The sequence below is a fragment of the Thalassospira australica genome (assembly GCF_000763295.1).
Taxonomy (GTDB): Bacteria; Pseudomonadota; Alphaproteobacteria; order Rhodospirillales; family Thalassospiraceae; genus Thalassospira; species Thalassospira australica.
The window spans coordinates 120727-140065 of record NZ_JRJE01000020.1 but is presented as its reverse complement, the minus strand read 5'-3'; the positions used below and the strand labels follow the sequence as shown (position 1 = coordinate 140065).

25 protein-coding genes are annotated in these 19339 nt (G+C 55.6%); 16 read left to right on the top strand and 9 right to left on the bottom strand.

From position 1 onward, the window contains the following. Positions 1–52: 52 nt before the first annotated feature. From JF44_RS0109790 to JF44_RS0109765, 6 genes are all read right to left on the bottom strand, one after another. Positions 53–1351: a four-carbon acid sugar kinase family protein gene (locus JF44_RS0109790; RefSeq protein ID WP_033068783.1), complete on the bottom strand. Its 1299-nt coding sequence runs from the start codon at positions 1349–1351 to the stop codon at positions 53–55. Between the two features lie 2 nt (positions 1352–1353). Then, positions 1354–2625, bottom strand: coding sequence for a ribulose-bisphosphate carboxylase large subunit family protein (locus tag JF44_RS0109785; protein WP_033068782.1), 1272 nt, complete (start codon positions 2623–2625; stop codon positions 1354–1356). 3 nt (positions 2626–2628) lie between these two features. Next, complete coding sequence (locus JF44_RS0109780; RefSeq protein ID WP_033068781.1) at positions 2629–3168, bottom strand: VOC family protein; 540 nt, start codon at positions 3166–3168, stop codon at positions 2629–2631. Positions 3169–3178: 10 nt separating this feature from the next. Beyond that, positions 3179–4453, bottom strand: a complete 1275-nt coding sequence (locus JF44_RS0109775; RefSeq protein ID WP_033068780.1) for a TRAP transporter large permease — start codon at positions 4451–4453, stop codon at positions 3179–3181. Further along, entirely contained in the window at positions 4453–5064 is a 612-nt protein-coding gene (locus JF44_RS0109770; protein ID WP_081944395.1) for a TRAP transporter small permease, read from the bottom strand. The genes JF44_RS0109775 and JF44_RS0109770 overlap by 1 nt, the downstream gene beginning before the upstream one ends. 91 nt (positions 5065–5155) lie before the next feature. Next, positions 5156–6166 carry a TRAP transporter substrate-binding protein gene (locus JF44_RS0109765; protein ID WP_033068779.1) on the bottom strand — a complete coding sequence of 337 codons (1011 nt, stop codon included), beginning with the start codon at positions 6164–6166 and terminating at the stop codon, positions 5156–5158. 149 nt (positions 6167–6315) lie between these two features. Between JF44_RS0109765 and JF44_RS0109760 the strand changes: the two genes are divergently transcribed. The 7 genes from JF44_RS0109760 to JF44_RS0109730 all read left to right on the top strand — a co-directional run bounded on the left by JF44_RS0109760 (position 6316) and on the right by JF44_RS0109730 (position 11865). After that, positions 6316–7350: a LacI family DNA-binding transcriptional regulator gene (locus JF44_RS0109760; RefSeq protein WP_033068953.1), complete on the top strand. Its 1035-nt coding sequence runs from the start codon at positions 6316–6318 to the stop codon at positions 7348–7350. Between the two features lie 403 nt (positions 7351–7753). Further along, positions 7754–8203, top strand: coding sequence for a hypothetical protein (locus tag JF44_RS0109755; protein ID WP_033068952.1), 450 nt, complete (start codon positions 7754–7756; stop codon positions 8201–8203). Then, positions 8200–8715, top strand: coding sequence for a hypothetical protein (locus JF44_RS0109750; protein ID WP_052065699.1), 516 nt, complete (start codon positions 8200–8202; stop codon positions 8713–8715). Before JF44_RS0109755 ends, JF44_RS0109750 begins: the two co-directional genes overlap by 4 nt. Before the next feature lie 258 nt (positions 8716–8973). Then, on the top strand, positions 8974–9207 hold the full coding sequence (locus JF44_RS0109745) for a hypothetical protein (RefSeq protein ID WP_033068778.1): 234 nt from the start codon (positions 8974–8976) through the stop codon (positions 9205–9207). 2 nt (positions 9208–9209) lie between these two features. Continuing rightward, positions 9210–10805: a portal protein gene (locus JF44_RS0109740; protein WP_033068777.1), complete on the top strand. Its 1596-nt coding sequence runs from the start codon at positions 9210–9212 to the stop codon at positions 10803–10805. Beyond that, positions 10802–11047: a Bbp19 family protein gene (locus tag JF44_RS0109735; RefSeq protein ID WP_033068776.1), complete on the top strand. Its 246-nt coding sequence runs from the start codon at positions 10802–10804 to the stop codon at positions 11045–11047. The genes JF44_RS0109740 and JF44_RS0109735 overlap by 4 nt, the downstream gene beginning before the upstream one ends. Positions 11048–11196: 149 nt before the next feature. Further along, positions 11197–11865: a capsid assembly protein gene (locus JF44_RS0109730; RefSeq protein ID WP_052065697.1), complete on the top strand. Its 669-nt coding sequence runs from the start codon at positions 11197–11199 to the stop codon at positions 11863–11865. 22 nt (positions 11866–11887) lie between these two features. Here the strand turns inward: JF44_RS0109730 and JF44_RS20330 are convergent, their stop codons facing one another. Continuing rightward, positions 11888–12094 carry a hypothetical protein gene (locus JF44_RS20330; protein WP_156111645.1) on the bottom strand — a complete coding sequence of 69 codons (207 nt, stop codon included), beginning with the start codon at positions 12092–12094 and terminating at the stop codon, positions 11888–11890. A gap of 147 nt (positions 12095–12241) precedes the next feature. Between JF44_RS20330 and JF44_RS0109725 the strand changes: the two genes are divergently transcribed. The 9 genes from JF44_RS0109725 (at position 12242) to tcmP (ending at position 17945) form a co-directional block, all read left to right on the top strand. Then, positions 12242–13057 (top strand): phage capsid protein, encoded by an 816-nt coding sequence (locus JF44_RS0109725; RefSeq protein ID WP_033068775.1) that lies wholly within the window; start codon positions 12242–12244, stop codon positions 13055–13057. A 166-nt stretch (positions 13058–13223) separates the two neighbouring features. Beyond that, complete coding sequence (locus tag JF44_RS0109720; protein WP_033068774.1) at positions 13224–13499, top strand: hypothetical protein; 276 nt, start codon at positions 13224–13226, stop codon at positions 13497–13499. 85 nt (positions 13500–13584) lie between these two features. Beyond that, positions 13585–14169, top strand: coding sequence for a phage tail protein (locus JF44_RS0109715; RefSeq protein WP_033068773.1), 585 nt, complete (start codon positions 13585–13587; stop codon positions 14167–14169). A gap of 81 nt (positions 14170–14250) precedes the next feature. Continuing rightward, a complete protein-coding gene (locus tag JF44_RS0109710) occupies positions 14251–14427 on the top strand; it encodes a hypothetical protein (protein WP_156111644.1) in 177 nt (58 codons plus the stop codon). 406 nt (positions 14428–14833) lie between these two features. Then, entirely contained in the window at positions 14834–15142 is a 309-nt protein-coding gene (locus JF44_RS0109705) for a hypothetical protein (protein WP_033068771.1), read from the top strand. 338 nt (positions 15143–15480) lie between these two features. Further along, complete coding sequence (locus JF44_RS0109700; RefSeq protein WP_033068770.1) at positions 15481–15783, top strand: hypothetical protein; 303 nt, start codon at positions 15481–15483, stop codon at positions 15781–15783. Then, positions 15780–16277, top strand: a complete 498-nt coding sequence (locus JF44_RS0109695) for a cell wall hydrolase (protein WP_081944394.1) — start codon at positions 15780–15782, stop codon at positions 16275–16277. The genes JF44_RS0109700 and JF44_RS0109695 overlap by 4 nt, the downstream gene beginning before the upstream one ends. Positions 16278–16452: 175 nt before the next feature. Then, positions 16453–16947 carry a 3TM-type holin gene (locus JF44_RS0109690; protein ID WP_033068769.1) on the top strand — a complete coding sequence of 165 codons (495 nt, stop codon included), beginning with the start codon at positions 16453–16455 and terminating at the stop codon, positions 16945–16947. A 110-nt stretch (positions 16948–17057) separates the two neighbouring features. Continuing rightward, positions 17058–17945 carry a three-Cys-motif partner protein TcmP gene (gene tcmP, locus JF44_RS0109685; RefSeq protein WP_033068768.1) on the top strand — a complete coding sequence of 296 codons (888 nt, stop codon included), beginning with the start codon at positions 17058–17060 and terminating at the stop codon, positions 17943–17945. Here tcmP and JF44_RS0109680 read toward each other — a convergent pair. Next, complete coding sequence (locus JF44_RS0109680) at positions 17938–18711, bottom strand: DUF5131 family protein (protein ID WP_033068767.1); 774 nt, start codon at positions 18709–18711, stop codon at positions 17938–17940. The genes tcmP and JF44_RS0109680 overlap by 8 nt on opposite strands. 186 nt (positions 18712–18897) lie before the next feature. Continuing rightward, a complete protein-coding gene (locus JF44_RS0109675; protein WP_033068948.1) occupies positions 18898–19308 on the bottom strand; it encodes a hypothetical protein in 411 nt (136 codons plus the stop codon). Positions 19309–19339 lie beyond the last annotated feature (31 nt).

Genomic DNA, 19339 nt, shown 5'->3' with positions numbered 1-19339 from the left:
AGGACGAATGTCCGTTGCGAAAGAAGGAATTAATTCCTGATTCTGACGGTGGTCAAGGCTTGGCAACGGGCAGGGCCGCAATGTTGTCAAACAGGGTCGGTTTGCCCATCTGACCGCCCTTGAGCAGCATCGGCAATTGATCAAGTTCACGGTTGGCCGAATGGGCGCAAATGATTGGCGCCCCGGCATCAAAATCGGCGGCAAAGGACAGGCTATCGATGCCAAGTTTCTGAACGGCCATGCTTGATGTATCGCCGCCTGCAATCAGCAGAAAGCCAAGCGCAACAGCATTGCTGATAGTGCTGATGAAGGTCGCACTGGCACGTGCAAGATCGTGACTTGCGATATCATGGTCGCGATCATCTGAAAGCGATACCAACAGGTTCTTGCCCGATTTCAAGGCTGCAACACAATCATCAATAAGATGCTGCGACGTTGCCGTGTTCAACAGGTCTGACGGGCGGATGCTGTGTTTCACATAGCTCTTGGCCTGTGCGACCTGTTCGGCGGTCAGCGGGGATCGACTGCCGGCAAAGGCAAAGACCGGGCCGGGACGCCGATGTGCTTCGGGTGCCGAGGGCGTTCTGTGCGCATAGGACGGAAACAGGGCCTGTGCGACACTGCTGGCACCAACGCACAGAACGGGCATGTCGCGTGCGATGTCTTGGATGGCCTCGCCGATGGTCAGAAGATCGGTTTCCTCGGTAACGTCAAACAGGGTTTCGGTTTCCCCGGCAGCGATGCGATGCTTGATTTCCGCACTCAGCGCGCTGCGGCCCTTGCGGATCATGGTGAAGTCAATCGACCCGACATGCGCCCACCCCTGTTTTGACAGATGGCAGCGCAAATCAGCTTCATCCATCGGGGTGACCGGGTGTTGGGCCATGACCGGATGGCGGTCGATACGATGAATTCTGCCATCGCTGGCACCGGCAAACAGGTTGCCCAGCAAACAAAACCGTTTCAGCGATGGCTGGCCGCCAATGATGGCCTTCCATTTTGCGCCAACAGCATCGGCATAACGATCGGCAACGGCGGCGATGTTGCCGGTGTCGGGGGCGCTGTCAAAGGTTGAGCAAACCTTGAAGTGATACAGATTGCACGCCGGAGAGGCCAATTGTTTGGCAATCGGGGTGATGGTTGCAACGCCGTCTTCGACCCCCACAGCGCGAAGAGACGTTGCAACACCAAAGGCATCGAGGCGTTTGGACCCGTGACCGGGGTCGTTATCCGTGTTCGATGGGGCCGCGGCGCTTAGATACAGCCTTGCGGAAAGTCCCGAACGGGCCAATGTCGCCAGCGTATCGGACGCCCCGGTAAAATCGTCGGCACAGAAAACGAACCTGGTCATCGTCAGCCCCGTGCCCCATAAAATGACAGGGCTTGGGCAAGGGCGGTGTCGGGACTGGCAAATTCTTCAAGGCTTTTGCCTTCCTTGCATGCCTCCCAGGCTTCGCGCAGGCTGGTCACACCTGCCGCCGGACCGGATGGATGGGCAAGGATGCCGCCACCAGCCAGGAACATGAAATCAGCCGAACCAACCGCCTTATAAGTGGCTGGAACTGTGCCCGCCCATTGCCCGGATGAAAACACCGGAAGAACGCGGTCTTCATCGCCATTGCCTTGGGCAAGGGGGTTGGCGCAGCGTTCGGCAGAATCTGCGACCTCGGTATCCTCGTCACAGAATTTCCCGCCCATGCCATGGACATGCATGTGATCCATCCCGGTCAGACGATAGAGCGTCTGATAAGCCGGAAACGCCATGCCAATCAGCGGATGGCGCGAAAATGCGCCAAAGCCGTTGCGATGACCATGCAAAACAAGGTCGGTTGATGTGCGCAAGGTCTGAAGGGCTGAAAGCCCCGTCCAGTTCATGCTGACCATGGCGCAAGATCCGCCTTCCTGTTTGATCAGGTCGGCATGGCGGCGCATGGCATCGGTTTCATCGGTGATGTTAAAGGCAATCATCACGTCACGCCCGGTGCGATCACGATAGCGCCGCACACGATCCATAACAGCGGGAATACGTTCGGCAAGCGGCGCGCATTGCGGGTTGGCGCAGACTTCGTCATCCTTGATGAAATCAACGCCCGCCTCACAAAGCTGATCGACCAGATCGGCGATGTCATTGCTGCGCATGCCGACATTGGGTTTGATGATCGTGCCAAAGAACGGACGATCATGCACATTCATCCGCGTGCGTGTACCTTTGGTGCCTGCGACCGGATAATCATAAAGATCGCGGTATGCCTTGGGCAGGATAACATCAATCAGCTTAAGCCCGGTGATTTCGCCCAGATCATAAAGATTGCCCGAAACGGTTGAGGCCAGTGTCGCCAGATTGCGCCCGATATTTCCCGCCGGGAAGCCGATGCGGATTTCAGCACGACGGTACGGCCCCTTGATCCCGCGTGCATCAAGATAGGCACTTTGCAGGCTGGGGTGATTGACCGGGCTGAGTTCACGGATGCCAAGAATGCGCGCCGCACAGCGTTCGCGCAGTTCATCGGTTTCACCAGCAACGCGCACAAAGGTGCCGCTGCTTTGTTCGCCTGCCATCACAGCGGCGATCTTTTCGGGATCAAGCGGAGTTTCAATCAGGTAGCGGGCTTCGATCAAATCCATGGCTTAGATTTCCGAAAGCGACGGGAACGGACGGATCGGATCAGTACCATCCCAATCGATGGAGGCCTCGTAGATCGACTTGAACAGGCGGCCTTTTGGGCCGACGACTTCGGACAGTTCGATTACGGTGCCCGGATGCGCTTCCTTGTCGAAATAGACAAAACGCCCGTTTTCACCGACCTTGCCGCTCATTTTGACTTTAAAGCCCTTGCCTTCCATCAGCGCCAGGTCGTCATCGAACTTTTCGGTCCAATAGGCGACATGCTGCAAACCGGTGTTTCCGGCCTGAAGAAAATCACGATACATCGACGGCGCGTCATTCCGCGTCTGGATCAGTTCGACCTGAACATAGCCGGAATTGGCGAGTGCGACGGAATTATGGACCGCATGGGATTGGCCGTCATACTGGTAATCCTCGATCGGGACCTTGGGGTTATAGTACCAGGGACCAACGCCCATGGTTTCGGACCAATGGTCCATGGCGGCCTCGATATCGGGCACAACGTAGCCGAGCTGACGAATTTCACCCAGAAATCTGCTCATAGTTCCTCACTTAATCCAGAAGGTTGGGCAACCAGACAGAGATTGCCGGTATGCAGGTCACTGCGAGCAGCGACAAAAACAGCGGTAACAGGAAGGGAAGCGCACCACGGATCACCCGATGCAGCGGCATCTTGGCGATGATGCTGACCATATAAAGGCTCATGCCAACCGGCGGGGTCAGAAGCCCGATCATAAGGTTGAGCACAAACACCACGCCAAGCTGCAACGGATCAACACCTGCTGCGGTCATGGCCGGGGTAATGATCGGTGCGATGATCAGGATGGCGGCAATCGATTCCAGGAACATGCCAACGACCAGCAACAGCACATTGACGATCAAAAGCAGCACCAGCGGGTCGCTTGACAGACCAAGCAAAAACTCACTTGCCGTTGCAGGCAGGCGGTCCATGGTCAGGACCCAGGCAAACAGGGCGGCGGTAGATACGATGAAAAGCACATTGCCCGTGGCATCCACACTGTCACGCGCCGCTGTCAAAACCCGTTTGAGATCAAGCTGGCGATAGACAAACTTGCCGATCAAAAGCGCATAGGCCACCGTGACACCCGCCACTTCGGTCGGGCCGAAATACCCCGAAATCAAACCGCCAATCAGAATGACCGGTGCGGCAAGGGCGGGCAGCGATATAACAAACTTGCGGGCAAAGGCGGCAATGTTGAATTTCACCTCGTCGCGCGGCAGCTTGTAGATCCGCGCCATCACCCCGACTTGCAACATCAGAAGGGCTGTGATCAAAACAGCCGGCACGATGCCTGCAATCAGCAATTTGACGGCCGATACATTGGCGACAGAGGCAAAGATAATGATCGGAATGCTTGGCGGGAAAATCGGGCCGATGGTGGCTGCAGCCATGGTGATGCCTGATGCAAATTCGGCTGAATAGCCCTGCTTGCGCATCATTTTGATCTGCACCGCGCCAAGCGCGCCAATATCGGCAAGGGCCGCCCCCGACACGCCCGAGAAAATCAGACTGACCAGAACGCTGACCTGTGCCGTGCCACCCCGGATCCAGCCAACCAGCATGCGCACCAGTTCAAACAGGTGATTGGTCACACCCGACAGGCTGAGAAGATTGGCGGCAAGGATAAACAGCGGCACAGCCAGAAGCGGGGTGGAATCAAGCGCATTGAGCGTGCGCTGCGCCAGAACCGTCATCGGCAGGTTAAACAGGATCATCACGACCGCAGATGACAGTCCCAGACAGATCGCAATCGGCAGGCGAATGATCATGAGTGCCAAAAACAGGATAAGAAGAGTTGCACTCATCATTTGATGGAATCCTCAGCGGATTTTGTGTCTGATGGTTTTGCCGGTACGGCTTGGGACATTTCTTGGGGGATGGGGGCGATGGCTTCAGCAATCGGGTTGCGGGCCTCGTCCGTGTCATATTCCGTGACCGGTTCTGTGCGTGAAATCAGCCGATATAGGGCCACGGCCAACAAAAGCGCGAAGGCAATCACCGCCGGGGCATAGACGGCGTAATTCGGCATAGACAGCGAAGGGGTGGTGAATTTGCCCGCGCGCGTCAAAAATTTATAAAGACCAAACAGGAAAATGGCGGAAAACAGCGAAATCAGCGTGTAATTGACAAAGCTTAGAACCGCCTTGCCGCGTGCGCCAAGCGCGCTGAACAACAGGTCAATTGCGATATGACGGTTATGAAGCATCAGGGCGGGAACTGCGAAAAACACCAGCGCGATATTGGCAATCCGGGACAATTCGTCTGCCCAGGGCAGGCCCAGATCAAAAAAGTTGCGCAAGATCACCTGACCGACCACCAGCACAGCCATAAGGGCGAGCATCACCATGGAAAAAGCGGTCAGAACCCGGCAAGTCCGGTCCAGCCCCTTATAGATCGGGGAGTTCCTGTAGGGCATGACGAAACCTGAATAAGTTGGGGCAAAGCGAAATCAGGACGGCTTCCCCGGCGTCGAGGATGTGACACCCCCGAAACCGTCCTGAAACCAATTATTTTACAGCAGAGATCTGCTCGTAATATTTGCCGTATTTGTCATCGAAACGTTCGTGCACGAGCTTTTCGACACCAGCACGGAAGGCCGCGACATCAAGGCCGTCATCAGGGCCGATGATGGTCATGCCCGCTTCTTTGAGCTTGGCAAGATCGCCTGCTTCTTTATCAAGGATCGTCTGGGATGCCTTCATGCGCACCGTTTCGGCGGCCTTGGTAATGCCATCCTTGATGTCATCGGGGAAGCTCTGCCAGAGGTCTTCGTTGATCACGACGATCTCGGCGGCTGAAATATGACCGGTCAGCATCATGTGTGACTGAACGTCATAGAGTTTATGATCGACCGCTACGTTGACCGGGTTTTCCTGGCCCTGAACAATGCCGGTGGCAAGGGCGGTGGGCACTTCGGACCAATCCACCGGGACCGGGGCCGCCCCCAGACCTTCGACCGCGGTCAGATAAACCGGGGACGGGATGGCACGGATTTTAACGCCCGAAAGATCGGCCGGGGTTTTTACGGCCATATTGGCAGTCAGCTGACGGGTGCCGAAATAAAACGCATAAAGTACACGCATGCCGGTATTTTCAATCAGGCCCGCATTCAGTTCGGCCATGACCGGGGAATTGATGTCGACCACATTCATCAGGTGATCGTAATCGCGATACAGATACGGGGTATCAAGCACGCCGAAATCTTCGTAAAGCGAGCTGAGCGCGCCTGCGGTGTTATGCGACAGGGCAATGGCCCCCATGGAAACGCCTTCTGCGAGTTCCTGAATTTTGCCAAGCTGGGATGACGGATAAACGTCAATCTTGACCGCGCCATTGGTGTTTTTGGCGATCTCTTCGGCCAGCCAGTCGGCCTGCATGCCGACAACGCTGGTCGGCGAATTCATGTGACCGTAACTAAGCTCATATTCCTGTGCGCTGGCGGCATGCGCCATGACAGAAAAGGATGCAGCAGCGACAAACGTTGTCGCGATATGACGGAACTTGCTTTGGATGACCATGGTTTCCTCCCGTGATGGTCTATGACTTCTTTTAGCCTGTCTTGTGATCGAGTTGTTCTTGTTTTCCCTTGAATAGTGTCAGAGTACGTGAAACATATTGCCTCATCAAACATCATAAAATGATGTGTTTTGATGTTTTTGAGGGTGGGATGCCAAAGACAACCGGGCCAGTCATCAAGGATATTGCCGAACTGTGCGGGGTTTCCCCGGCAACGGTGGACCGCGTGCTAAACAAGCGGCCCGGTGTGCGCGAACGCACGGCAAAACGCGTGCTTCAGGCTGCCGCCGAACTCGGTTATCTGCCGGAAAATGACATGCAGGATGTTTTTCGCCCCAAACCGATGCGGGTGGTGTTTTTGCTGCCCTCGGGGACCAATCCGTATTTGCGGCTTTTGGGGGATCGCATCAAAACAGCGGCCGAGGCCACAACGGGCTATAATATCCGCGCACGCGTCTTTTTCATCGACAGTTTCAATCCCAAATTGTTGTCCGAGGCCCTTCGCCAACATGGGCAAAAGGCCGATGGCATTGCCTTTATGGCGATTGATCATCCCCTCGTGCGTGAAACCGTGTCCGAGTTGCAGGATGCGGGAAAACACATGATTACGGTGGTTTCCGACATTTCCGGCGTGCCGCGTGCGGCCTATGTCGGGTTGGATAACCGGGCGGTCGGGCGCACAGCCGGCTATATGCTGGGCCGGTTCATGGGGCCAAATCGCGGGCGGGTGGCGATGATTGCCGCCAGCCGCACCTATCGCGCCCATGAAGAACGCGAAATGGGATTTCTGTCGCTGATGGCCGAAGATTTCCCTGATATCCGCGTGGTTGCTGCCCGCGAAGGCCATGATGATCGCAGCGAAAACTACCTGCACACCAAGTCACTGCTTGAAGAATATCCTGATCTGGTGGGGATTTATAACGTCGGCGGATCATCTGACGGGGTTGCACGTGCCTTGCGCGAAAGCGGACGTGCCGGGGACATCATCTTTATCGGTCACGGGCTGACCCCCGATACCCGGCGGTTCCTGCTCGAAGGCCTCATGGATGTGGTGATCACCCAAAGCCCTGGTGTGATCGTGCAAAATGCCCTTCGGACATTTGAAAACCTGCGCGGGGGCAACCCGGCGGAAAAAGATGTCGCCAAGCTGACCATGGAAGTCGTGGTCAAAGAGAACCTGCCATAGCGCAGTTCTATTTCTGAATGATTTTCAAGGGATTAAGAGATTGCACCTGTTGGTTTCGACCAATGCGACAGGGTGGTCTAATCTTTTGAATAGGAAATTAATCCTTTACAATGAGAACAAAAAGGGATTATAGCTTGTGTATCAACACCGGAATTGCATCCAGAAGTAAGTCCTGACGAACGGGGCGGGCTGCAAGTTTGGCAGCGGGCGCAGCCCTGTTGTCGGAAGTGGGCGGCAGATGCTGCCTTTGGGGAAATCACAAAACGCCAGTCTTTGCTCTGCACATTGCGATGTGCCGGGATGGGTGAAGTGCGCCTGTTTCGCGGGCATTTGGCGGGTTTTGGGATTGTCCCGGTGCGTAAACCCGGCGTTGCAAGCAGGTTCAAACAAGCAGGAGGGCACCGTGACCGAACAAAGACTTTTTCCCAAGCCGCTGTCTGAGCGGACCATCACCCCCTTTGCCAGTGCGCGTCAGGCGTGGTTCTGGTTTGTGCGCTGTCAAACCGCCCGGATCGAAGGGGCCCGCGTGATTGCCGATGCGGGCGAGGTGGTGCGCCCGTGTGACCCCGACGATGTTTATAATGCGGTGATGCGTCTTAAACAGGGCGGGATTCTGGGCGACCGGCATTTGCAGGTTCTGGAATATTTCGGCCTTGTTGAACGCGAACCCGATCCCCGTGATCTGCGGGAAAAGGGCAAGGATGATCTGTGGCGTCATGCCATGGAAGCCCTTGAAAACGTTCTGATAACACGCGGCATTGTCAAACGTGGTCGCGACGAGGCATTTCATCACGAGGACGTCGCGGTCGAACTGGGGGGGGATTTATCGCCATGCGGGATGTATCGGGAATGACGATGCCAAAACCCGCCGTGACCAAACCCGCCTTGCCAAAATCCACTGTACAGGACATGGCCGATCATTGGGTTTCGCAATCTGCATCCGGGCGCGAAGTATCGGTTCTGGTGGTGTTCGCCGATGCCCCGGAAAAACCGTTGCTGCGGGTGTTAAGGCCGGGTTTTCGCCATTGCTTTATGCTGGTGTCTGGCGTTCGGGCGGGGGAATGGATTTGCCTTGATCCGCAAAGCCATCGGGTGCGGTGCGAAAGTTGGTGCTATTCGCCGATCTTTGATCCGTATGCCTATTATCAGGCCATTGGGTATCACTGCGTTTGGGCTGGCTATCCGCAATCTGTGGCCCGCAAGATCCGTTTTGGTCCGATGAGCTGTGTGGAACTGGTCAAGCGTGTGTTGGGCATTTCCGGGTTCTGGATCATCACCCCCTGGCAGCTTTATCGCCATCTGCGAAAAACCACGGAAAACGCACATCAAATCGGGGATGTGTTTTTTTCTGAAAAATGTTCTTGATTTGTTCCTTTTAATGTGACATAAGAGACAAATCAACGCCACAATTGCGCCCGCAGGGTTCTAACCCTTGCGGGCGTTTTGCGTTTGGGGTGCGCAAGCTGCGCGAGATCCCCGCTTTCGCGAGGATGACGGAGCCCACAAAACCAGCATGGAACGAATGTCGTTCCCGCGCAGAGCCTGTGCCCGCGAAGGCGGGGACGGGAACGCCGAACCACAAGCGCCAAACAAGATATCGAAGATCACACCCCGGAGGCTGCAATGGGAAGTCTGTTTTCCACACCGAAACCGGCGACCATCGCGCCCGCGGTTTCACGGCAAACCGCGACTGCCGATGACGAAACCAGTGCAGAAGACGCCGCACGATCTGCACGGACAGAGGCGCTGGAACGCCGCCGTTATGGTCGGGAAAGTCTGGTCGGAACCAGTTATCGCGGGCTGTTGACCGACCGGATCAACAAGGCCGCAGGCGGTAAGAATTTGTTGGGGGGATAGGCATGGCAAAACAGGCTTCACAAAAAGCTGCGCTGAAAAGTGCGGCGCAAGATAAGTGCACTGCTATTGGCACATCGGATCGCACGATCGCCATTCCTGTCTTGCGCCAACGCTATCAAAAGGCGGTGGGGCGGCGGCGCAACTGGATGGCCCATTGGCAGGATTGTTATGAATTTGCCCTGCCACAACGCAATGGCGCAGCCAGCAACCAGATCAATGGCGGCAAGCGCCTTGACCGGGTGTTTGATGCAACTGCACCCGATGCGGTCGAACAGCTTGCCGCCAGCCTGATGGCCGAAATCACCCCGCCGGGGGGCGGGTGGTTTGATCTGGAGCCGGGCGGCAATGTTGCCAGCGATGATCGACATGTTCTGACCGAACAACTCGGCCGGGCCGTTCGGATTTTACAAGGGCATTTTGACCGGTCCAATTTTGCGGTTGAAATGCACCAGGCGTTTCTGGATCTGGTAACGGCCGGAACCGCCTGCTTGCGGCTTGAAAAGGCCGATGTGCATAGCCCGTCGGCCTTTCGCTTTGCCGCCGTGCCGTTGCGTGATCTGGCGTTTGAAGAACGATCGGATGGCAAGATGGATGCGGTGTTTCGCAAGATGTCGCTTACGCGTGATGACATCAAGGCCAACTGGCCCGATGCCAATCTTGGTGCCATTGCCAAAAGCGACGCCGAGGATGCCCAAAGGCGCCTTGATGTGATCGAGGCGGTTTTGCCAAATCCCGATGGGGCATTGGGCTATATGCTGTGTGTTTTTCATGCAGACGGTGGTGGTGATGGGGGCGGTGGTGGCCGTCCGGCGGGCGCGGGGGACAATGATCTGATCCATCGCGCGGCGTTTGATGTGTCGCCCTATATCGCCTTTCGCTGGATGAAGGCACCGGGTGAGATTTATGGCCGGTCGCCTGTGATGAAGGCCCTGCCGGACATCAAGACTGCCAATAAGGTGGTTGAGCTGGTGCTTAAAAATGCTTCCATCGCGGTGACTGGTATCTGGCAGGCCGATGATGACGGGGTTCTTAACCCGGCAACCATTCGGCTTGTGCCGGGCAGCATCATTCCCAAGGCGGTGGGATCGGCGGGACTCAAGCCGCTTGAGGCGCCGGGCCGGTTTGATGTGTCTGATCTTGTGCTGTCGGATTTGCGGGATCGTATTCGGCGCTGTTTGCTGGCCGACCGGTTGGGGCAGACCGATCAACCGGGCATGACCGCGACAGAGGTTCTTGAACGCGCATCGGAAAATGCGCGGCTTTTGGGCGCAACCTATGGCCGGTTGCAGGCGGAATTGCTGTATCCGCTGATCCGCCGTGCGCTTTATATCCTGGCCAAAAATGGCGAACTTCCAGATATCCCGCTGGATGGCGACGTTGTCTGTTTGCGCCATGCCGCGCCGCTTGCGCAATTGCCAAAGCGCGTTCAGGCGGGACAGGCCCTTGATTGGCTTTCGCGGATCGCAACCCTTGGTCCCGAAGCATTGGGCGAGGTGGATTTGCCCGTCATGGTCCGATGGCTTGCCGATCAGTTTGGCGTGCCCGACCATTTGCTGCGTCCGGCCCTGCCAAACGAAATACAGGAGGCCTTGACATGACCCAAAGTGGATGGGACTGGTTTGACCCGGACGGGGCGGCATTGACAGCAGCCGACAGCGACCATTGGCAGGCCTGCTTTGAAACCGATGCCGGGCAGGCGGTTCTGGCCGATCTTGAATGCCATTTCCTGCAAAGCGCGTTGGGCCCGGATGCCAGTGACAAGGCGATGTGGATGCGCGAAGGCAAGCGTGCCTTGGTGTTGCAGATCAAACGATTGGCGGAACGTTCGGCAGTGGATTGATCCCCGCCTTCGCGGGGATGACGGTACCCGAAACAGGTGCATGGAACGAACGTCATTCCCGCGCAGAGCCTGTGCCCGCGAAGGCGGGTACGGGAACCTCGCGCCACAGATGCCAAACAAAGTTTACCCCCATTTAGCGGAGTGTTCGCATGACAACCGAAGCTGATCTTCTGTCGTCTGAAACCGGGATCTCTGATTCTTTGGAAACACCGGACGTATCCGAATCCCCCGAAACACCAGAAGTACCCAATACGGACCGTACACTGCCAGAAACCGGGATTGATGTTGCCGCACATGCCGATGTCGTTCCCGAAACGCCAGACGCCTATGCGATCACGATTGCGGATGGCTTGGGCGAGATGGATGTTGATCTTAATCAGCGCCTGCATGCGGCCGGTTTTAGCAACGCACAGGCCCAGCTTGTTTATGATCTGGCCGGGGAAATCCTGTCGCCCATGCTGTCTGAAATGGATCAGGCTGCCGCCCGGGCCACAGATCGGGCCACGCTTATTGCCGAATTTGGCGGGGCGGAAAGCTGGAAGGTATTGGCGCCGAAAATTGAAAGCTGGGGCAAGGCCAATTTGCCTGATGCGGCCTTTGAGGCGCTGTCTCAAAGTGCCGATGGTGTGCGGGCGTTGCATCGCATGATGGAACAGGCCGGCGAGGCCGCACTTGGCACCGGGGATACCGGGAATGGTCGTGGGGATATTCGGGCTGATATCGCGCGCAAGATGAATGATCCGCGCTATTGGCGCGACCGTGACCCAACGCTTGTCGCAGAGGTGCAGGCGGATTTTGCCCGCCTGTCGGGGGCATAGGCGGGCTTAACGGCAAGATGCCTTAAAACAGGCGTCCTGCGCGGTCGATGACAGCATTGATGTAATCGGGAACGGGGGTCAGCGGCAAAAGAAAATAAGCCGCAACACCAAGCCCGATCAGGGTGAACACAAGCAAAACCGGTTTCTTCACGACACATACTCTTTGGGTCTGGACCTGATTGGCGAGAAACGCGGGGAAATGCCCGTCAAGTGCAACAGGCCGGGACAAATCCCACGCTTATCCCGGTAGGGATGGGTCTTTTTAAACATGGAACCATGACCGGAAGATGACCGGTTTGCGGGCAATTGTGGCAAGTGCCGCAATTGGCTGCCTGCGCATGGTCGCAACGCATTTGCAACAAGGGGATCGTAATCGATGACAACCACGATTGATCAAAGCTTTATCGACCATTTTCAGGCCGATGTGCATCAGGCCTATCAACGCATGGGATCAAAGCTGCGCAATACAGTGCGGGTGAAAAACGCGATCAAGGGCGCAACCACGGTTTTCCAGAAGGTCGGCAAGGGCACGGCCACCACCAAGGCCCGTCATGGCAAGGTGCCGGTGATGAATGTTGATCACGAGGCGGTGCGGTGTGATCTGCGTGATTACTATGCCGGGGACTGGGTCGATGCGCTTGATGAACTTAAAATCAACCATGATGAAAAGATGGTGCTGGCCAATGCGGGGGCCTATGCGCTGGGGCGCAAGACCGACGAGTTGATCATCAATGCACTGGTCGGGGCCGACGATGTCGTGTCCGATAATGCCGAGGGCATGACCCTTGATAAGGTCATGATGGCCTTCGAAGGCCTTGGCGACCGCGATGTACCCGATGACGGGCAGCGTTATGCGATTGTCGGCTGGAAACAATGGTCGGAACTGCTCTCGATCGATGAATTTTCACGATCTGATTATATCGGTGATGACGATTTGCCGTGGAAGGGAACGCAAGCCAAACGCTGGCTCGGAACCCTTTGGATGCCCCATTCCGGCCTTCCGGTCGCAAGCGGTATTCGGTCGTGCTTCTGGTATCACCGCACCGCCATTGGCCATGCAATCGGATCAGACGTTCAGTCCGACATCACCTGGCACGGGGATCACGCAGCACACTTTGTGAACAACTCCATGAGCCAGGGCGCGACGCTCATTGATGGCGATGGGGTGGTGTGTCTGCAGGCGCAGGAATAACGACAAAGTCCTGCTCAGCCTATTGCGCGAGGTTCCCGTACCCGCCTTCGCGGGCACAGGCTCTGCGCGGGAATGACGTTCGTTCCATCCACCTGTTTCGGGCACCGTCACCCCCGCAAAGGCGGGGATCTCGACCCACAAGCTCAAAAGAACCAAGGAGACCAAAATGGCAGAAGGTTTCAAGGCCAGAAACCTGAGTGTTCTGGCATATGCCAACGGCTTTACGCTTTGGCACTACATCACCCCGGACGTCGCCGCTGACGTTGATACGGCGAACTATTTTGCCGAGGCACGCGACATGCTGCGCGTCGGCGATTTCATCATCGCCAACACCAACCGCGACGCCACCCTGTCTGGCGGCCTGTTCGTCGTCGCACGCTCCGGCGCATCAGGCGTTGATGTCCGCGACATGACGGCGGTTGGCACCAGCAACACCGATTGATCCAACCTGATTTCGTCCTCCCTCAACCTCGCCCCGGTGACATGCGTTGCCGGGGTTTTCTTTTACCCAACCAAGGAGACTGCTTATGCAGGGAAATACCCCGGTCGAATGTGAAATCCTCAATGTCATTCAGGGGGCTGGCATCTGGCCCGATTGCGATGACAAGACCCAGCTTCTTCAGGCGATTGAAACCCTGATTACGGGGGGCGGTTCTGGCGGCGGTATCGTTACCGGCAGTGAAATCGGTGCTGTGTCCGCATTTGCCATGCCAACCCCGCCGACCGGCTGGCTGGTCTGCGATGGTTCGGCCATCTCGCGCACCGAATATGCTGATCTGTTTGCGACCATTGGTACCGTTTGGGGTGCAGGCGACGAAACCTCGACCTTCAATCTTCCGGATCTTCGCGGCGAGTTCGTGCGTGGTTTCGATGATGGTCGCGGCGTTGATGCCGGACGTGTGTTTGGTTCATCGCAAGCCGATGAGTTCAAAGAACATTTCCATCAAGTTGGTATTCTTCGTGAGGTCGGTCAAGCGGGCAATAACCTGAGCATTCACCGTAGCTCCGGGTCAGCAATCGATCAAACAGAGACAGCTGGCGGTGTCGAAACCCGCCCACGCAACATCGCGATGACATATGCGATCAAGGCGTTCTATCCGTCGGCATCATAAGTCTGACGGTTGATTTTACTGCGGGGTCCGGTTTTCCGGGCCCCGTTTTTTGTTTGGGGCCTGTTTGGGGGGGGGGATCAGATGGCGTTAAGTGATATGGCGTTGTGTGCACGTGCGTTGGTGATGATTGGGGCGGCGCCGATTTCATCCTTTGAGGAAGAGGGGGCGGAGGCGGAAATTGCCCGCATGCTTTATCCAGCAATACGCGACGGGATGCTGGCGGGCTATCCGTGGCGGTTTGTGGCCAAGGGGGCTTGATGCGGTCGCAGGGTGCATTTTGGCCGAACCGGTGCGCTTGCCACGGGTGGATATGCCGATACGGCGGGCCGACTGGCGGTCAAACGGCGGGATTTTCCGGGCGGAAAGCCATTTCAATCCGTGAGTGCAGGAAAAACTTTCTCACAATGCCAAATGGTTAGCGCGGCTTTGTATCACATTTGTGAAATGTTCATGGAAAATTCAGTTTTCGACCCTACGTTTATTATATGAAAGAATAGTAACGCCGAATTTTTACTATACCAAAGAGCATATAAGCCAGAGGAATCAGGGGCCGTTGATCATGAAGGCTCCGGGAAACGGCCAAAGGTCAATTTGTTGATCCATTTAACAGTCCAGGACAACAAGACGTCCATGTGGGCGCACCTGACTGTCAGGAGGCCTGACCATGTTGAAAACACTGAGCTTGATCGCTGTGATGGCAGGGGCCGTTACAGTTGCGACACTTCCAGACGCCATGGCGTCGCCCGTCTGCGGTGACCGGTCCAAGGTCATTGACAGTCTGAGTGCGAAATATTCCGAAGAACCAGTCGCGGTTGGCGTGACATCCAATGGCGGCGTGATCGAGGTGCTTAAGGCGCCCGACGGTCAGACATGGACCATATTGTTTACCTATCCGTCCGGCCCAAGCTGCCTTGTTGCTTCTGGCGAGGCTTGGCAGGACCTTGAAGAAAAGCTGAACGGACCGGCAGCCTAGGCGCTTGGCCTGAGCCCTTGGGCCGATGCATGCGGCCCTTTGATATCTGCCTTCTGACGGTTTTAACCGCCCATCCAACCCGCGGGGTGTTGCCCCGGGTGGAGGGAACGGTCACCTGACCCGCAAGCCATCCGGTTTGCGGGTTTTTCTTTGTTAGAGCGCGTCGCGTTTAATCGGCATCATTTCGTTTGTTTTTGGCGTGTCGTTTGGCAAGGCACAGCGTGCAGAGCTGCGGGCATCGGTCAAACGGTGTAACGCCGCGAAACGTCGCCAAGATCAAACCCTCCGGCAAAATGGTACGGATTAAACGCGATGCGCTCTAGAATTTCGAGGCCCATATGACCCAACCTGTTGACGTGATCTGGTGGATCACGGCGGTGGAAATTCCGGCGGTCGCCAGCTTGTTTTGGCTGCATTGGCGCATGCGCGCGGAACTTCTGAATCGCACCGAAACCCAACGCACGCGCCATGAAAATGACGTGAGTGACCTGCGCGATGGTCTGGCGGCGTTTAAGCTTGATGTTGCGCGCAATTATGTCTCCATCCCCTATCTCAAGGACGTCGAAAAACGCCTGACCGGGCATTTGCTTCGGATCGAGGCCAAACTTGACGTGCCGGTTAAAAAGGAGCTGACCCCATGAGCCTTGATACAGCCCCCCTGACCAAACCAGCGGCAGAAACCACAACATCACCTGCGCCACCAGCGCCAACAGCACCCGAAACCCTTTCCGAGATCGATGTTCTGGCCCGAACCCTTTATGGCGAGGCACGCGGCGAAGAGCTTGCCGGGATTGAGGCGGTGGCATCGGTGATCCTTAACCGGGTGGCGGTGGCGCAATCGCGCGGACGCTATTGGTGGGGCCATGACATCAAATCGGTGTGCCTCAAACCGGCGCAGTTTTCCTGCTGGAACGAAGCGGACCCCAACCGCAAGAAACTTTTGGCGATCAGTCCGCGTGACAGGGCTTATCGCCTGTGCAAACGCATCGCCAAGCGCGCGGTGACGGGCGATCTTCCCGATCAAACCGATGGGGCGACCCATTACCACACCCACGCGGTGGATCCCTATTGGGCGCGTGGGCATGTGCCGGTTGCCGAGATTGGTGGGCACCTGTTCTATCGCGATATCGGCTAATCCGATGGCCGCTATTGCCGCCAAGACGGGCTGCAAAGAAGCATTGGCTGCGCTTCCGGTGCTTACTTACGGGCATGTACGCTGCGCGCCGGTTCTCTCCAATGCTCCTTCTCGCCACGTCTTACCGACAATCCCGGCCATCGGTTGGATGCCCCGAATTTGATGGAGGTATAAAATGATCCCGGCATTGCTTGCCCAAATCGGCCTGCCGCTTTTGATGAAGGCGGTCGGTGCGGGGCTTGATCATATCGACAACCCGATTGCCAAAACGGCGGCCGAAGGCCTCAAGCAGGTTGAAAAGGCGGTAACCAAGGGCGACGTCACCCCGGAACAGATCACTGCTGCCAACCGCCACACCGAACGCATGGCCGAAATCGAACTGGCGCGCGATACCGAAACGCTTAAGTCGGTTAACCGCACCATCCGCGCCGAGGTCGCCAGCGAAGATGCCTTTGTGAGGCGTTGGCGGCCGAGCTTCGGCTACGCCGTCGCGCTCACCTGGATCATGACCATGGGCGCGATTGCCTATGCCATCATCTTAACGCCGCTTCAGGCCCCGGCGATTATCGCAGCACTTGTCAATACCAGCCCGATCTGGGGCATTGCATTGGGGGTTTTGGGGGTGAGTGTTGTTAAGCGGAGTGCGGATAAGGCGCAGCGGGATAAGTAAAGCAAACAACTAGAGCATTAGCTGAGTAAGGATAGCTGAATATTTAGGTTGTGTTTACTAAGGGTGGTTAATTTATCTAAACTAGCGGTTGTGATCTTCAGGGGTGTTGAATGGCAGTTGAGCATAAGTTCGGTGGGCGTCACACCGAGATAAAGTTGAACGTGATCCAACGCTACCTTGAGGCCTATCTACATGTGATGAGTGGCCAGAATTATCGTAACATTTATGTCGATGCCTTTGCAGGAACGGGAAGCCGAACTACAACCCACAATGGCTTTCCCCTTCTAGGGGAAGAAAGTGAAGGTCAAACTATCACCCCAGGATCTGCACAATTAGTTTTGCAGATGGATAACAAGTTTGACGAGTATCTTTTCATCGATAAGAAAGCTAAGCACGTTGATGCCCTGGAGAAGCTCTGCTCAAGGTTTCCAAATAAGAAGACGCGGTGCCGCCAAGGCGATGCCAATGAGCTGGTGCAAGAATTTTGCCGTTCAACTCAGTGGGGGCGCGGAGGTGGGTATTGGGGTACCCGCGCGGTACTATTCTTGGATCCCTACGGTATGCAGGTTGAGTGGCAAACTCTGAAAGATATTGCGGCCACCAAGGCTATTGATCTGTGGTTCTTGTTTCCGCTCTCAGGCTTGTACCGACAGGCTGCCAGAAACTTTGATAAGATTGACGAAGACAAAAGCAAAGCGATTGATCGTTGTTTGGGAACCACGGATTGGCGTGATGCTCTTTATGAAGCTGCTACCCAATCAGACTTCTTCGCAGACAGTGAGCGGCTAGAGCGAAATGCTAAAATTCCGGCGATAGAAGCTTATGTTAAGCAAAGATTGCAAACCGAATTCACAGCTTGGGTATCCGAACCAATTCCTCTCAGAAACACACAAGGGCCGCAGTTATTTTCTTTGTTCTTCGCGATGTCAAACCCTTCCAATCCAGCGAAAAACATTGCTCAAAGGATCGTCAGGCACCTGAGGAAGTCTATCACATAGCGTGTGCGGGCATTTGATCCCAAGTTTGTCCTCTATAAACGCGACCGTTGGCCTTTTTGGATCGCTTCTTGTTGTCAGAACCCCAAGTGCCCCACTGTTTAAAGAAGAATGCTGTATCATAAATTGTGCATTGATCATGAATTTCATCAATCCATGCTTCCTTGATTGGACGCGCATTCGGCCCGCTTTCGCCACCCACAATGGCCCAGTGAATATCAGATAAGTTCGTAGGCCCTACTGCGCCAATAAGTGGTTCAAAGGAGATGAACCGAATTGCCGCCGGGACTTTGCGCAAGTAGCCTATGCGCTCAATAACATCGATACTTTCGACGCTCGTTCCAAGCCACACATTTGGCAAAACAGCGTAGTCCGAGCCACTCAATATCTCCAACATCCTATCAGGTCGCTTGGTGAGGATTTGGTAATTGTGTTGCGGGGTTTGGCTCATGACTTGCCAGACCGCTTTTATAAAGCTTTCCTGCACATCCGCATGAAACAAGTCGCTCATGGAATTTACAAATATTTTTCTGGGCTTTTTCCAGTTTAGAGGCGCTTCCAGAGCTTGCCTGTCTTCTCTGATTTTCCCAGTCCAGACGGCCTTACCATTCACCGTTTTGGTTAAGCCATTGTATTTGTCTACTCCCATAGCTTCCAGACGCTTTGCCATGCGCATTGCGTAGCAATTTTTGCAGCCACTTGATTGAATGCTGCATCCAGCAACCGGGTTCCAAGTTGCGTCTGTCCATTCGATCTCAGTTTCGGCCATGACTCAACCCTTGCGAGAGAAATAAAAAATAGTTTTCGCTTTTATATCACTCTGCACATTACGCTTGAATTTTTGAATCTTTGTTAAGATTTGGGCGCATACTTGCCAATTTTCAGTGCATTCTAACCTTGTATTTGCTTTGGTCTGGTTGGTGCATTTATCGTGAAGTAGCTAACCAAAAGTTTGTCAGAAAACAGTTGAAGCTGATCGACGTTTTACGTGCGCTAGGAATGCTTCGATATCCTCAGCCGAATACCCCAACAACTCCCCCATCCGCGCCGAATCCGCGTCATGGTCCTTGACCGTCCCGGCGCATAGATTGCGGCACATCACCAACGCTTCCTTGATCCGCCATTCCTCGCCGGGCAGGGCGAAGAATAGGTATCGCATCTCATGGGGTGGGCGGGGGATGATTTCCTCAACGCGGATGATCCGGCCTGATTTGACATGCGAGGCGAAATCGGCGTCAGGGAAATAGTCGCTGACATGAACGGCGTCGGAAAACATCGCCATCGGCTTTGTCCCGGCCAGCATCAATTCCAGTTCGCGATCATTGTGCGGGCCAATGCCCGGCGGTAGGTCCAAGCCATCATTCATGGGGGCACCCGCGTTATTTGATCCAAGCTTC